13 protein-coding genes are annotated in these 15,138 nt (G+C 69.4%); 6 read left to right on the plus strand and 7 right to left on the minus strand.

Annotation, left to right across the window (positions count from 1 at the left end):
* The first annotated feature begins 39 nt into the window (after positions 1-39).
* Positions 40-327 (plus strand): SHOCT domain-containing protein, encoded by a 288-nt coding sequence (locus LUZ64_RS19205; RefSeq protein ID WP_211305019.1) that lies wholly within the window; start codon positions 40-42, stop codon positions 325-327.
* Between the two features lie 45 nt (positions 328-372).
* Here LUZ64_RS19205 and LUZ64_RS19210 read toward each other — a convergent pair whose 3' ends face one another.
* Positions 373-1,386, minus strand: coding sequence for a 2-hydroxyacid dehydrogenase (locus LUZ64_RS19210; RefSeq protein WP_095581377.1), 1,014 nt, complete (start codon positions 1,384-1,386; stop codon positions 373-375).
* A gap of 451 nt (positions 1,387-1,837) precedes the next feature.
* Here LUZ64_RS19210 and ppsA point away from each other — a divergent pair, with 451 nt between their 5' ends.
* From ppsA to LUZ64_RS19235, 5 genes are all read left to right on the plus strand, one after another.
* Entirely contained in the window at positions 1,838-4,207 is a 2,370-nt protein-coding gene (gene ppsA, locus LUZ64_RS19215) for a phosphoenolpyruvate synthase (protein WP_095581351.1), read from the plus strand.
* 45 nt (positions 4,208-4,252) lie between these two features.
* A complete protein-coding gene (locus LUZ64_RS37540) occupies positions 4,253-5,089 on the plus strand; it encodes a universal stress protein (protein ID WP_170116746.1) in 837 nt (278 codons plus the stop codon).
* A gap of 48 nt (positions 5,090-5,137) precedes the next feature.
* Complete coding sequence (locus tag LUZ64_RS19225) at positions 5,138-5,812, plus strand: CBS domain-containing protein (RefSeq protein WP_095581376.1); 675 nt, start codon at positions 5,138-5,140, stop codon at positions 5,810-5,812.
* Between the two features lie 32 nt (positions 5,813-5,844).
* Entirely contained in the window at positions 5,845-6,495 is a 651-nt protein-coding gene (locus LUZ64_RS19230) for a CBS domain-containing protein (RefSeq protein WP_095581349.1), read from the plus strand.
* 158 nt (positions 6,496-6,653) lie between these two features.
* Positions 6,654-7,343: a pyridoxamine 5'-phosphate oxidase family protein gene (locus tag LUZ64_RS19235; RefSeq protein ID WP_095581348.1), complete on the plus strand. Its 690-nt coding sequence runs from the start codon at positions 6,654-6,656 to the stop codon at positions 7,341-7,343.
* A gap of 3 nt (positions 7,344-7,346) precedes the next feature.
* Here the strand turns inward: LUZ64_RS19235 and LUZ64_RS19240 are convergent, their stop codons facing one another.
* The 6 genes from LUZ64_RS19240 to LUZ64_RS19265 form a co-directional block, all read right to left on the minus strand.
* Positions 7,347-9,755 (minus strand): glycoside hydrolase family 65 protein, encoded by a 2,409-nt coding sequence (locus tag LUZ64_RS19240; protein WP_095581347.1) that lies wholly within the window; start codon positions 9,753-9,755, stop codon positions 7,347-7,349.
* Between the two features lie 25 nt (positions 9,756-9,780).
* Positions 9,781-10,215: a CBS domain-containing protein gene (locus LUZ64_RS19245; RefSeq protein ID WP_232398607.1), complete on the minus strand. Its 435-nt coding sequence runs from the start codon at positions 10,213-10,215 to the stop codon at positions 9,781-9,783.
* A 74-nt stretch (positions 10,216-10,289) separates the two neighbouring features.
* The gene (locus LUZ64_RS19250; protein ID WP_095581345.1) at positions 10,290-11,168 is read right to left on the minus strand and encodes a universal stress protein; all 879 of its coding nucleotides are present in this window, start codon (positions 11,166-11,168) and stop codon (positions 10,290-10,292) included.
* 113 nt (positions 11,169-11,281) lie between these two features.
* The gene (locus LUZ64_RS19255; RefSeq protein ID WP_420877538.1) at positions 11,282-12,280 is read right to left on the minus strand and encodes an Acg family FMN-binding oxidoreductase; all 999 of its coding nucleotides are present in this window, start codon (positions 12,278-12,280) and stop codon (positions 11,282-11,284) included.
* A gap of 395 nt (positions 12,281-12,675) precedes the next feature.
* Positions 12,676-13,563 carry a phosphotransferase enzyme family protein gene (locus LUZ64_RS19260; RefSeq protein WP_095581343.1) on the minus strand — a complete coding sequence of 296 codons (888 nt, stop codon included), beginning with the start codon at positions 13,561-13,563 and terminating at the stop codon, positions 12,676-12,678.
* On the minus strand, positions 13,560-14,951 hold the full coding sequence (locus LUZ64_RS19265) for a helix-turn-helix domain-containing protein (protein ID WP_095581342.1): 1,392 nt from the start codon (positions 14,949-14,951) through the stop codon (positions 13,560-13,562). Before LUZ64_RS19265 ends, LUZ64_RS19260 begins: the two co-directional genes overlap by 4 nt.
* Positions 14,952-15,138 lie beyond the last annotated feature (187 nt).

Below are 15,138 nucleotides of genomic sequence, written 5' to 3' on the forward strand. Positions count from 1 at the left end.
CCGTGCCCCGAACCCCGGATGACCTGGGGAAGTGAACCGATGATGTTCTGGTACGACCACGACGTCAGTGGCTGGGGCCTGTTCGCGATGACGGTGAGCATGGTCCTGTTCTGGGCGCTGATCATCACCGTTGCCGTCCTGCTCTTCCGTGCGCTCGCCCGCCCGCCGCACGGCGGTGAGCACACCGGCTGGCACAAGGCCCCGACACCTGGCCACGCCGAGCAGATCCTCGCCGAGCGCTACGCTCGCGGCGAGATCGACGAAGAGGAGTACGCGCGACGCCTGGCCACCCTGAGAGGCTCACCGCCCGGTCCTGCCGAACAGTGACACGTCGAAAGAGGCGGCGGCCTGCCTGAGGAAGCCGTGCCGCTGCTACCGCCCTGTCTCACCTGCACCGGACGGCACGAGTGTGTTGTCACTGGTCCGGCCGGCGAGGTAATCGGCGATGTTCCGGGCGGTGGTCTCGACGATCTGCCCGACGGCGTCCTGGCTGAAGTAGCCCTGGTGGGAGGTAACCAGGACATTGCCGAAGGTCATGAGCCGGGCAAGGGTGTCGTCGGTCATCACTTCCAGCGACTTGTCGAAGAAGAAGACGCCGACCTCCTCCTCGTAGACATCCAGGCCCACCCCCAGAAGCCGCCCGGCGAGCAGGTTCTCGACCAGTGCGTGGGCGTCGACGAGTCCGCCTCTGCTGGTGTTGATCAGGATGGCGTCGTCCTTCATCAGTGCCAGCGCCGGAGCATCGACGATGTGGTGGGTATCGGGCATCAGCGGTGCGTGCAGGCTCAGCAGATCGGACTCGGCGAAGAGCCGGTCGCGTTCGACGTACTTCACGCCCAGCGCGCGGCACCCGTCGCTCGGCGTGACGTCGTAGCCCAGCAGCCGCATGCCGAAGCCGGCGGCGATGCGGGCGAAGGCCGTACCAATCTTCCCGGTGCCCAGGATCCCAGCGGTCCGCCCGTGGAAGTCCCGGCCCATGAGCCCGTCCAGCCGGAAGTCGAAATCCCGCGTGCGGGCCACCGCCCGTGGGATCCTGCGGTTGACCGCCAGGGCCAGCGCCCAGGCGAACTCCGCCACCGCGTATGGCGAGTACCAGGACACGCGGGCCACCGTCAGGCCCAGCGCCCGCGCCGCCGCCAGGTCGATGTTGTTGTAGCCGGTGGCACGCTGGGTGACAAACTCGGTGCCGCCGTCGGCGAGGATCCGCAGCACCTCCTTATCCAGCACGTCGTTGACGCTGCTGCACACCACCCGGCGCCCCTCCGCCGTCGCGGCCGTGTCCCGGTTGAGGACAAGGTCCAGGCAGCGCAGGTCGTACTCCTTGCCCAGTGCTCGTTCCAGCAGTGGCCGCTCGTCGGCGGTCACCCCGTACGCGACGACTCCCACCATGATCCCGCGCTCCCGTCACCCGGTCCTCCCTACCCATGATCCCGGCATTCGGAACCGTGTCATCAGCCGGACCGGCATCAGCGTGACGGCCTGCGCATGAGGCTTCCTCCCCGGCGAGGTCGCTCCCGAGAAGGACATCGAGATCACGACCGCCACGCCGGCCGTCCCGTGGCTCTCGTACCACATGGATGAGCCCCAGAATTCAAGGCGGCGGGTTCCGCCCGAAGCCTGCAAACCGGCTGGTCAAAGCACTGGCGGGGAGCTCCTGAGCGTGGTGTGATGGAAGTGGCGGGAGGACCCGCAAGAGACGCGGGGAAGCGGTTCACGACCGTGCACCGCGCAATCGGGATCCGCGAGAAGCGGATGGGCCCTCCCGTTAGCGGCGTCGCCCCCAGGACGTCCGGGGCACCCAAGCCGATGGCGGCTCCGTGCTCGCCAAGGAGGCGCGATGTCCCTTACCGGACGCGTCATCCCCTTCTCCGAGCTGGGCCGCTCGGATGTGTCCGTGGTGGGCGGCAAGAACGCCTCGCTCGGTGAACTCATCCGGCACCTGTCCCCCGTAGGGGTCAACGTCCCCGACGGGTTCGCCACCACCGCCGACGCCTACCGCGAGTTCCTGCGGACGGATGCCCTGGGCGACCGGATCGCCGGGCATCTGGCCCGCCTGCCGTCAGGCGCGGCGCTGTCGGAGGTGGGCGCGGCGATCCGCGCCGACATCCTCGCCACCCCCCTGCCCACGGCCTTGGGGGACGAGGTCATCCAGGCGTACGCCCGGCTCGCTCACGAGGCCGGGCGTACCGATCCCGATGTCGCCGTGCGCAGCAGCGCCACCGCCGAGGACCTGCCCGAGGCGAGCTTCGCCGGGCAGCAGGAGACCTACCTCAACGTTCGCGGTGCCGAAGCGCTGCTCGACGCGTGTCACCGCTGCTACGCCTCCCTCTTCACCGACCGGGCGATCGACTACCGGGAACGGATGCGCTTCGACCAGCTCGCCGTGGCCCTGTCGGTCGGCGTGCAGCTGATGGTCCGCTCCGACCTGGGCTGCTCGGGGGTGATGTTCACTCTGGACACCGAGACCGGGTTCCCGGAGGTCGTGGTGATCAACGCGGCGTGGGGGCTCGGCGAGAGCGTCGTCAGCGGGCAGGTCGATCCTGACGAGTACGTCGTGTTCAAGCCCCTGCTCGAGAATCCGGTCCTGAACCCGGTGATCCGTGCGGCGACCGGCAGCAAGCACATCAAGGTCGTCTACGCCGAGGGCGGCCTCACCCACACGGTGGACACCGGCCGTGCGGAGCGTGGTGCGCGCGTGCTCGACGATAGCGAAGCGCGGTCTCTCGCCGAGTGGGCCGTGGCGGTCGAGCGGCATTACGGGACGCCCATGGACCTGGAGTGGGCCAAGGACGGCCGTACCGGGGAGGTGTTCGTGGTGCAGGCCCGCCCCGAGACGGTACGGTCCCGGCGGGCCCCTGCCGTGCTGCGCCGCTACAAGCTCACCGGCACCGGCGAATGCCTGGTCACCGGGGTGGCCGTGGGTGAAGCAGTGGGCGCCGGCCCGGCGTGCGCGCTCGCGACCCCCGTGGGGCTGGAACGCTTCCCCACCGGCTCGGTGCTGGTGACGTCGGTGACCGACCCCGACTGGGAACCGCTGATGAAGCGGGCCGCGGCCATCGTCACCGACCACGGCGGACGCACCTCCCACGCCGCCATCGTCAGCCGGGAGCTCGGCGTCCCGGCTGTCGTCGGCACCGGCAACGCGACGGCCATCCTGGCCGACAGCGACCCGGTCACCGTCTCCTGCGCCGAGGGCTCGGAGGGCCGCGTCTACGCGGGCCTGGTCGGCTACGAGGAGACGGACATCGACGTCACGGAGCTGCCCGCGACGCATACCCGGGTCATGCTGAACCTCGCGGACCCGGCCGCGGCCTTCCGCTGGTGGCAACTGCCGGCGGACGGCGTGGGGCTGGCCCGTATGGAGTTCATGGTGGCCCATCAGGTGAAAGTCCATCCCATGGCGCTGCTCCGGCCCGGCCGGCTCTCCGCCGAGGAGCGGCGCGCCGTCGACGAACTCACCGAGGGGTATGCCGACCATGCCGAATACTTCGTCGATCGTCTGGCGCGCGGGGTGGCCACCATCGCCGCCTCCCGATGGCCGGCTCCGGTGATCCTGCGCACCAGCGACTTCAAGACCAACGAGTACGCCAAGTTGGTCGGCGGCCGCCCCTTCGAACCGACCGAGGCAAACCCGATGATCGGGTGGCGTGGCGCCAGCCGCTACTACAGCGAGGGCTACCGGGACGGGTTCGCCCTGGAGTGCCAGGCGATCCGGCGGGTGCGCGAGGGCTTCGGACTGACCAACGTCGTAGTGATGATCCCCTTCTGTCGCACTCCGGCGGAAGCGGACCGTGTCCTGGAAGTCATGGCTCAGGAAGAACTACGGCGAGGTGAGCACGGGTTGCAGGTGTACGTCATGGCGGAGATCCCGGCGAACATTGTTCTCGCTCGCGAATTCGCCGAGCGCTTCGACGGCTTCTCCATCGGCAGCAACGATCTCACGCAGCTCACCTTGGGCGTGGACCGCGACTCGGAGGAGCTGGCCGGGCTCTTCGACGAGACGAACCGCGCGGTGACCAGGAGCATCGAATCCCTGGTCTCCACCGCCCATGACGCAGGCCGTCCTGTGGGCCTGTGCGGTCAACGCCCGAGTGACGACCCTGACTTCGCGGCGTTCCTGGTCGCAGCCGGGATCGACTCCATCTCTGTCGCGCCCGACAGCTTCGTCCCGGTGAAACAGCATGTGGCGGCGGCCGAACAGCAGTGAGTGGGAGCGGCGCCCGGGCACCGCCCACCCGTGGAGGTGGTCATCGTGGCACGTCCGGTCGCCGTAGGCGTCGACGGCTCGGAGGAGAGCCTCGCCGCTGTGGCCTGGGCCGCGCGCGAGGCGGTGACACGGGACGCGGCATTGCGCGTCGTACACGCACTGGAGTGGAGGACAAGCAATCTGCAGTTCTCCCCCGGCGTCTCCGCCCAGCGCGAATGGGCGGAGGGCAGGATCGAGACCGTCCGGCAGGAGCTGGCCGAGGCGCATCCGGGCCTGCGGGTCGACGTGGACGGCGTTTCCGAGCTGCCGGCGAAGGCACTCATCGAGGCGGGCCGGGAGTCGCAGCTGCTCGCGCTGGGATCGCGAGGGCTCGGCGGCTTCGAGGGGTGGCTGCTGGGCTCGGTGAGCCTGGCGGTGATCGCCCACGCGACCGTACCTGTGGTGTTGGTCCGTGCCGGGGTGAAGCCGCCGGTGCGCGGAGGCGAGGGTCCGGTCGTGGTGGGGGTCGGGCGGGTTGGTTCGTACGGACCGTTGCTGGACTTCGCCTTCCGCGCCGCGGCGGCCAGGCAGGTCGTGCTGCGGGTCGTCCACGCCCGACAGCAGGAACTCACCGACGGCAGTGAAGGCGAAGAGAAACCGGGCGGCGGCGTCCTCGTGGGCCGATTGGCCCCATGGCGGCAGCAGGGGCCGGGCGTGGAAGTGGACGAGTGGCTGACGACCGGGCCGGCCGCCCAGCGTCTGGTCGAGGCAGCCAGGGACGCGGAGCTCCTGGTCGTCGGCCGTCGTGTGCACCGGCCGGCCCTCGGCGCGCATATCGGCCCCGTGACCCACGCTGCGGTCCACCACGTCAGATGTCCGGTGGCGGTTGTACCGCACAGCTGACATAAACGGGAGTATCTGGGATCTTCCGGAAGGAAAGCGAACGTCATGCTGCAGCACCGGACGGTTGATGAGCTCATGACCCGCAACGTGGTGCGGGTGCGGCCGGACACGCCGTTCAAGGAGATCGTCAGGGAGCTCGCCGAGAACGACGTCACGGCCGTGCCGGTCATCGACCCCAGCGGCCGAGTGGTCGGCGTGGTCTCCGAGGCGGACCTGATGCGCAAGTCGGCCGACCAGCCTGACCCCTTCGGCCGCGTGGCCGTACCCAGTCTCGAAGCGTGGGAGCGGGCCAAGGCGGAAGGCGCCAGGGCCGAGGAACTCATGTCCGCTCCCCCGGTGTGCGCGCGGCCGGAGTGGAACGTCGTGGAGACCGCCCGGCTGATGACGACGCAGAACGTCAAGCGCCTGCCGGTGGTCGACGAGACCGACCATCTCGTCGGCATCATCAGCCGGGCCGACATCCTACGGGTCTTCCTCCGCGAGGACGCCGCCATCCGCTCCGAGATCGAACGTGATCTCTTGGAACGCACCATGGGTCTGGCGCCCTCGGCGGTGCGGGCCGAGGTGTCCGAAGGGCAGGTCATCCTCACCGGCAACGTCGAGACCCGCAGCACGATCCCGCTCATCGAACACCTGTGCCGTTCAGTGGACGGCGTCGTCTCGGTCCACCAGCGCCTGACGTACACGACGGACGACACCGGAGGCGGCTTCCCCGCCGCATGACCGCGCGCGGGCACCCTCACGAGGAGCCAGAGATGTACGGCACGCAGCGCACCGTCAGTGACGTGATGACGCAGACCGTCGTGGCGGTCAGCGGTGATGCGCCCTACAAGCAGATCGCCCGGACGCTCGCGGAGTGGAAGGTCAGCGCCGTACCCGTCCTGGCGGGCGAGGGCCGTGTCATCGGCGTCGTCTCCGAGGCCGATCTCTTGTCGAAGGAGGAGTACAAGGGACGCGAGCCGACCGACGTCGCCCGGCCCGAGCAGCTCGGTGACCTGGCGAAGGCGGGTGCGAGGACCGCGGAGGACTTGATGAGCACTCCCGCCGTCACCGTGCACGCGGACGCCACCGTCGCCGAAGCCGCCCGCATCATGGCCCGTAAGGGCGTCAAGCGCCTGCCCGTTGTCGACGCCGAAGGGATGCTCGCCGGCATCGTCAGCCGCGCCGACCTGCTCAAGGTCTACCTCCGCAGCGACGAGGACATCGCGCAGGAGGTCCGCGACGAAGTAATCGCCCGCCTCTTCCCCCACCGGAGCCCCACCGTCGAGGTCCAGGTGGCCGAAGGTGTGGTCACCCTCTCGGGCCACCTGCCGGACGCGACCATGGTCCCGCTCGTGGCACGGCTGGTCAGGGCCGCTGAAGGCGTCGTCAACGTCGACCTCCGCCTGGACGGCCCGACGAGCTGAACACCCCCCGGCCCCGGACGCCATCGTCCGGGCTCCCGGTCGGCGGCACAGCACTGGCACGAGTCCTCACGTTCTGATCCCCTGGAAGAGGCGGCTCGCGAGCCGCGGACCGACGGCGACGGTACCCCGCACCGGGCGGCCATGTGGAGGCTGGGACGATGCAAAACGGCGGGCCGCGACCCGGCGACCCCGACACGGACTCCGCCGGTCCGCACAAGGACACGATGGCGATCCGCTGTGCAGTACGCCGCGAGCAGCTGGGACTGACCCGGGAAGAGGTGGCACACCGGGCCGGCATGTCCGCCGCCTACCTGAGCCAGCTGGAGACGTTCAGCGGCGACTTCGACCCCGCCGCCCTCATCCGCCTCGCCGCCGCCCTGGAGATGCCCTACGACGAACTCGCGGGAGGCCCGCGCGAGGCGGCACCCGGCCAGCAGCCCGCCGGGGCTGGCCCCCTGCTCGCGCAGCTCTCCGAAGACGACTGCTGGCAGAAACTCGGCACGCACGGCATCGGCAGGATCGGCCTGACCGCCGGGCCCGCACCCGTCGTCCTGCCCGTGAACTTCCTGGTCGACGGCCGCACCATCGTCTACCGAACCGAGACGGGAGGCGCGTCGGCCGCAGCCGACGCGGACCAGCTCGCGTTCGAAGCCGACCACATCGACGAACACCTCAGCCGCGGCTGGAGCGTCCTCATCACCGGAACGGCCGAGCACATCACCGACCCCGGCACGGTCGAGGCCCTCGCCACCCGCCCCGGAGCGGAACCCTGGGCCGGCGGCAAGCGTGACCTGTGGATCCGGATTCGCCCCGGCCAGGTGACCGGGCGCACCATCCACACCCGGTGAGCCTCAGCCGTTCTGTCGCCCGGGCAATCTCACCGAGGTCACCTCGCCCGGCAGCACGGTGAGCGAGCGATCGGGCAGGACGATCCTGACCGCCGACTCCTCCGAGTCCGGCACACTGACCGTCAACTCGTCGCTCCGCACCCGCACTCCGATGCCCCAATGCCCCCGGTAGCGCAGGGTGAAGCCGAACTCGGAGAGTTCCGGCAGCTCCACCGGGTCCAACCAGAGGGCATCCTCCCGGGTCTCCAGCCCCGTCAGGCCACGCTGGAAAAGGTCGAGGGTCCCGGCCATGGCACCGAGGTGGATGCCTTCCGGCGTGGTGCCGCCCTGGAGGTCCGCGACATCGCCCTCGAGCGCTTCATGGCAGTAGCGCCATGCGTCGGCGCGGCGTGCGCGGGCCAGGACCCAGCCGTGGACAACCTCGCTGAGGGTGGAACCGTGGCTGGTGCGGCGCAGATAGTAGTCGACAGTGCGCTGCCAGAGTTCGCCCGTGAGCCGGTAGCCGAGACGCTGGAAGAGCGAGGCGAGTTCAGCTGGTGAGAAGAGATAGCCGAGCATCAGCACGTCCGCCTGCTTCGATACCTGGTACCGGTTGACCGCGTCGCCCTCGGCTTCGAGAATGCGGTCCAGTCGGCAGATGTTGCCGTAGCGTGCCCGGTATCGGTCCCAGTCCAGCTCGGCCAGTTCCCCGTAGCCGTCGAACTGACTGATGACCCCTTGGTGAAACGGCACCATGAGGCGCCGGGAGAGCTCCTCCCACAGCGGGAGTTCGCCGGTGTCGAGGCTGCCGCGTTCGACGAGTTCCTGCCGGTGCCGGGCCGGAAGGCCACGGGCGATGTCGAGGGCGCGGGCGAGAACCCACGCGGCCGTGGCGTTGGTGTACGCGTTGTCGTCGATTCCAGGCCGGCCGGCGCCGGGGTAAGCGTCGTGGTACTCGTCGGGGCCGACGACTTCGCGGATGCGGTACCGGCCACTCGCAGGGTCGAGAACTGCGCTGCTCGCCCAGAAGCGGGCGATCTGCAACACCATGTCCGCGCCCTTGGTGTGCAGGTATTCCGTGTCGCCGGTGGCCTGGCAGTACTGCCACACGTTGTACGCGATCGCGGAGCCGACGTGCCGCTGGAGCCAGGTGTGGTCGGGCAGCCAGCGTCCGGAGCGCGGGTTCAGGTGCAGCCGCTGGCTCTCGTCCCGGCCGTCGCTGCCGCTCTGCCAGGGATATATCGCGCCGGCCCGGCCCACTTGCCGCGCCGCCCACACAGCCTGCGGGAGCCGCCGGTGACGGTAGTTGAGCAGGGCTCGCGACACCTCGGGAAAGTGCAGGTTGAGGTAGGGCAGCACGAACAGCTCGTCCCAGAAGACGTGCCCTCGGTATGCCTCCCCGTGCAGTCCCCGCGCCGGCACGCCGATGTCGAGATCCGCGATGTGCGGGGAGAGCGTCTGCAGGACGTGGAAGAGGTGCAGGCGCAACACGTGGCCCGCCTCGCCCGGCACCTCGAGTTCCGCACGTCGCCACAGCTGCTTCCAGGCGACGGCGTGCGACTGGAGGAGTGCGGCGAAGTCCGGGGCACGGGCTGCCCGTTCGGTGGCCGCTGTGAGTGGGTCGCTGATCGCTCGGTCACGGGACGTGTGCAGCGCCACGGTCTTGACCACCGTGGTGGGCCGCCCCTCGGGCAGGGCGAGCTCGAAGCGGTGGACCGCCAGGTGCCCTGCCGCGCTCAGTGAGGCCGACACCGGCGGCGGCCCGACGACCTCGGCTCGCTGGGCCATGCCGACGCCGGTCTCCGACGTCCTGGTACGGCAGCGGAGCCAGACCGTGTCCGGCTCCGCCGCCCCGACGTGTACTCCAGTGAGGTGGCGGCGGTCCAGAGCGCGGTAACGGTGCACGTTGGCGTTGGTGACGTTCCCGTCCAGCCCTGCCTCCACCTCGATCCGCCCGCTCCACCCCTCGGCCACGAAGACCGTCCGCAAGGCTCCGATGTGCGGGTCGCCCAGGTGGACAAGACGGCACTGCTCCACTCGCAACACGCGACCGTCGGCCGCCCGGTATCGGAAGGTCCGGGTCAGTGTGCCCTGTCGGAGATCGAGCACCTGCCGGTAGTCCGTGACTTCGCAGGTGTCCGGCGTGAACCACGGCCCGGGCGAGCCGTCAGGAGACAGCGGCCGGAAGCGCAGGAGCAGCCAGTTCGGAAGGTTGACCAGATCCTCGTTCTCGACCTGGCGGCCCGCCACCGAGGAGACGAGGCGGTCGTAGCAGCCGGCCACGTAGGTGCCCGGGCAGTGGACCAGCCCTCCCCGGGATTCGGGCGCCGCACCCCGTGTCGCGAAGTAGCCGTTCCCGAGCGTGTGGAGCGTCTCCCGCAAGCGCTCCGTGGCGGGATCGTAGCCCTCGTACTCCCAGGTCCACTGCCCCATGACCGCCTCGCTTCCCGCTCCGCGCTCAGGGGAGCGAACGCGGGCGCGGGCAGCTGCCCGTCTGCTCGCGCAGTGCGCTCCAGGAGACGGGCCCGAGCAGGTCCGCCAGACGCTGCAGGGCGTCGGCGAAGAGGTCGTCGATGCTGAGGACGCCGACGAGCCGCCCGCTGTCGAATACCGGCAGGCGCCGGATGTCTTCGCGTCGGTACAGCTGGTAGGCGACGTCCAGATCCTCCGATGCACTCACGGTGACCACGGGTGTGCTCATCAGGCGGGTGACCGGCTCGTCCGGCCGGGCGGCTTGTGCGACACCGCGCACCACGATGTCACGATCAGCGAGAACGCCGCACAGAATGTCACCCTCGGTGATCATAACGCAACCCACCGCCTCTTCCGCCATGAGTACGGCTGCCTCCGCTGCGGTTGCCTGGTGGCTCACCGTGACCGGGGGCGTGGTCATCAACGCCGACACTTTCATAGCCCGCCCTCGCTCCGGAGCCCCACGCCTTCCACACGCCCCATCGGCCCCACACCTCAGTCGTGGGGGACGACAGCGACCGGACACCGGGCGTGGTGCACGCACGCCTGTGCGACATTCCCCAAGCGCGGCGTAAAGGGCTGGTGGTGCCTACGTCTACCGACCACCAGAAGGCCGGCTCCTTCAGCTGCCCCGAGGGCGGCGCGGGCGGGGCTTCCCAGCCGGACAGTGCTGGTCACCGTGACGCCCGGGTTGCGCTCGCGCCACGGCTGCACGGCCCGGGACAGTTTGCCCCCTGCCTCCTTGCTGATCTCGCCCGCCACGTCGGGATCGACGCCCCAGGGCGCGTAAGCCTGCACCGGCAACGGACAGCCATGTACGACGAGCAAGGGCACACCTCGTGCCGCAGCCGTCTCGAAGGCGAACTCCAGCACGCTGTCGCATGGGCCATGCAGACTGACGCCGACGACCACGCCCCCCTCGTCGGTACCGGCGAGTGGTCGAGCCCCGCCTGCCGCGGACCGTACGAGTACCACCGGTCGTTCGGCTCTGCCTGCCACTTGGAGGCTGATGTCGCCCAGGAAGAAGCTCTCGACGCGTTCCAGACCCCGTGACCCCAGTACGACCATCGTTGAACTCTCAGCAGCCCGGAGCAGCGCGGTCTCGGGCTCTTCCGCCACCAGGTCCTCGATGACGGCTAGGTCATGGTGTCGCTCGTGCACGGCTGCCACAGCCGCCCGCACGATGCGCTTCGCCCAGTAGTTCTTGTCCTTGTCGGCCGGAAGGCCGGTGGAAGGTTCACCGGCCAGCAGGACCCAGGCATGCAGAAGGCGCAGGCCCAGTCCGCGGCGGTCCGCCTCGTCCGATGCCCAGAGGGCAGCCTCAAGGCTCTCCGGGGAACCGTCGAGCCCGACGGTGATGGGTGCCGGCTCCATGGCGGGTCACCTCCGTGCGATCGACGTATGCCCTCCGAGCCCTCTGTGACTCGTCCCCTCCAGCCTGAGTCCGGCCGGGCAGAACAGCCACTGGAGGCGCCCGAAGCCAAGGGTCAGTCTTCGAGGACAAGGACGTCAGAGACTGGGCGACGTGGTGTAGCCGGGCCCTGCGGTCCGTAGCCGATACGCAGGATCATCTGTACCTGGCCGGTACCGGTGAGGGGGTCGCGCAGGGGCCAGCGCAGGTCGGGCCATTCCAGTGCCTGGGTGGAGAACGAGGTGGCCAGGCCCTTGAGGGTGGCGAGGAGCAGGACGCGCTGCATGGCCTGCCCCGCGCGCAGCCAATGCAGCGGTTCGTCGCCGTCCGTGCTGAGCACGGCAAGGTGTGGCTCGTCCTCGAAGGGCGTTGTTCCGCGATCGGCCACCGGCTTCCCGCCCGAGAAGTCGCGCATCGGTGCCCGTCCGCCGTGCTTGCGCGGACCGAAGGCGTACTCCGGAACCCCGTCCGTCGCCGTGTCCGCTTCGCCGGCGCCGATCCGCGTCCATTGGGCGAGGTCCTGCTCACTGCCCTGGTCCGTAAGATTGCGCGCTTCGGCTTCCTCCACCAGTTCCTCCACCCAGCGCGACTGCCAGGACTCGGGGAAGGAGAGCACGGCTCCTTCCCGGTGTGCGGCGTCGACCAGGGCGGTGCGCGCGTTCTCCGGAATCGCCTTTTCGGCGAACGGGTACCGGCTGGTGTGCCGCTGGTGGATCGCGGACCCGAGCAGCCTGAGCCCAATGTCCTCACCGTCGTCGGACGGTGCCGTGTGGACAAGAGCCAGCAAGGCGGTGTCCTGGGAGGCGGGCAACAGTGCGACGTCCGACTGGAAGCCGGCCGTCGCGAGGGCGACACGAAGGTTGAAGAGGGCGGCTCCGCATCCGATGTGCAGGGCTCGGCCGTCGGGGTCGGAGTGGGGCATGACCCGCTCCGGGTCCGCGTACAGACGGAACGTGCGGTTTCCCCGTGAGTACCGGAAACGCCAGGGCTGTGCGTTGTGCATGGAGGGGGCAGCCACTGCCTCACCGACCAGCTCCGTCACTTGGCCGTCGTCCAAGGTGGGTGATGCTGTCACCGGGATCTCCCTTCCAGCAGGGGCCGGCGGCGACACCGGCTCTCTCCCATCCTCTCTCTTCCAGGTTGGACGTGGCGTGAGCAGGATTGCCCCTGTCCCAGGCCGCGGCCCAATTGACACAACGGAGGCGCCCGCCCAGAGTGCGTGGGCGCGAGATCATTGCCACGCGTGACAGCACCGGCGGCATTTCCGGCCCAGACCCTGTGGTCAGAGGTCACGCATCCGAGCGTCGTACTCGGCATGCGACTCCAGCCCGACGGCTGCACGCAGCAGGACAAGCGCCTCCTCTTGGAACTCGCGGTGTTCGTCAGGTCAGGCCGCTGCGGAGGCGTGGTGTCGCCTTGGCCACTGGTCATTCGGACACCTCCGTAAGTCTTCGCGGAGTGACTTTCCGGTCACGGCACGGCTGTCCATGTCCACGGGCGTGCGCCCTTGCGGCCACGGAGGCAGTCGACGCGGTGTTGTGCCTCGGCGCGGGCGTGTGGGTGTTCATCGGCGATCTGGAGGGCGAAGGTGACCATGCGCAGTTCCCGGATGCCTGCCAGTACCGGGTAGCCGGGCCATGCGGTCACGTCCATGCCGTACGTGGCGCAGAAGTCCTCGTACTCAGGCACGGTGACAGTGGCGGTCGTGATGCGCTTGACCGCTGTGGAGACCAGGTCCCATTCCGGGGGGCCAAAGCAGGTGTTCTCCAGATCGAGGAGGTACGCGATGCCGTCGGCGTCGACAGCGACGTTGCCGTCCCAGGCGTCGCCGTGCAGAGCACAGAACGGCAGACCGGACGGGAGCCGTGCGAAGTCCGCACTGAGCCGGTCGGCGTGGTCTTGGAGCCAGCTCCGGTCGTCCGGGGTGAGGATGCCGGCTTCGGCGATCCGGCGCTTTGGTTTGGTAAGGGGCTCCAACGGCCGCAGGCCGAGGGAGCCGGGAGGGCTGAGCGCGTGCATCTGCTTCAGCAGCCGGGCGATATCAGCAACGGTGCCCGGCTGGTGGGGAGGCAGTTCAGCCCAGAACGTCACCGGTCGTCCCTCAACGAGGACGGGCCCGTCCGTGACGGCCGGCCGAACCGTGCTGATCCCGTTGTCGGTGAGCCAGCGGGCCACGGCCAGTTCGCGTTCGGCGACAGCTCGACCGTCGGGGCGACCGATGCGGGCGACGATCCGACCGGTCAGTCGCCAGATGGCGTTCCCCGCTATCCGGATCGGCTCCGCCCCCGCGGTGGAAAGGCCGGCCCGGCGGCAGGCTTCTTCCAGGACGCGACGGGACTCAATGACGACGGCGCTCACGCGTTGATCGCCTCCTGGATGCGCTCACGCAGCTGCACGACCTCCGGGATGGCCCGGTGCCGGTACCCGAGGGCTGCGAGTTCCCGCAGCCCATCTGCTGCCCGCCTAGAACGCATCTGCCCCACATCCTCAAGGGCCAGTTCTCCCATGGCGACGGCCTCGCGCGGGTCGCCGACGGCCATGTTCAAAGCGGCGAGCTTCGTGCGGGACATCGCCCGCGACCGCACGTAAGCATCGGTGTGGAGCTTCACCGCGGTGTCGAAGCGTTCGACGGCTGTCGGCTGATGGTGACCGGCGAGGGCGATGTCGTACAGGGCGTGACCGGTGTCGCCCTGATGCTGGGCCTCGTCGTAGTAGGCCATCCACGGTGGATCGGCCTCCGGGACACGGTGGGAGAATGCCTCATCTGCTGCGCCGATTGCCTTGAGGGCGGCTTCGGTGTCGCCGAGCTTGGCGTAGGCGCGGGCACGGGCGGTGTGGAGCATGGCGAGCTCGGTGGCAGTGAGTCGTTCGGAGCGGGCAAGGCCGAGTTCTGCATGGGTTAACCCGGTGTCCGCGTCGCCGAGCCAGATGGCCTGCCGGGCCCGGAAGCTGTAGATCTTCGCACGCAGGTGCCATTCCCCGGCTTCCTCCGCACAGGCTGCGGCGAAGGCGAACACGCGGCGAGCGTCGTCGTGGGCGTAGGCGTCGAAGTCGGTGGCGCCGACGACCATGCCGAGCCGCGCGGCGGCGGCAAAAAGCTGAGGCCGGATCTTCTCCGGGCAGCGGCACTCGAGGAGGGCAGAGGCCCACTTCAGCTGTGCCGTGGCCACTTGGCGGACGATGCCGCCCCCACCGTAGGCGTTGTCCCAGCCGGAGACCACGTTCGCGGCGTCCTGGATCTGCTCGATGTCCTGAAGGCGCACGACGGCCGGAAGCTGTGCGGGCTCGGTGGGCGCGAGCAGGTGGGAGAAGGGGGAGGCCGCTATCGCGGTCGCGCCTCCAGCGGTGAGGAAGGAACGGCGTCGCACGTCACTCCAGTTGTCACTCAGCGTGTCATCGTCGAGTGACAGCATGACCGCCTCGGGAACACCTATACGGCCAGAGTCTGTCCCGTCCTTGGTCTTGTACGCATCACGCCCGCCGTTGTCCGCTTCGGCTTCGACGTAGGGGCACATCCACTCCAGAATTCCGCCCGTGTCGAGCGCGGCGTCGAGAAGGCGTGCCAGCGGTGCCCGGCATGTCCGCTCACCCTTTTCGATCTTGCCGATCTGGTTGCCGCTGACGTGGACCAGGGCGCCGAGCTGCGTCTGCGACAGGCGCCGGACCATGCGCCAGTGGCGGAGGTGGGCACCGAACCGTTCCCTGACCGATCCTGTCGGGTTCAGTGGCTTCGGCGGCTGCGGCATCGCGTCTCCTTCATCGTCCACGCCGTTGATGCGTACACCCGGGGGCCGTACGCATCCGCTGCTTTCACAGCCGTGGCGGCGAAGTGCAGTATCCGTGCCCAGGCGCATGGCTCAACGACCCTGATTCTTACTGGTTTTGGGCAACGCCTTCCATCCCCCGTACACAACGCGGTGGGCCATCGTCTCG

Origin of the sequence: Streptomyces albireticuli, assembly GCF_021228125.1 — a bacterium.
GTDB classification, from domain to species: Bacteria; Actinomycetota; Actinomycetes; order Streptomycetales; family Streptomycetaceae; genus Streptomyces; species Streptomyces albireticuli.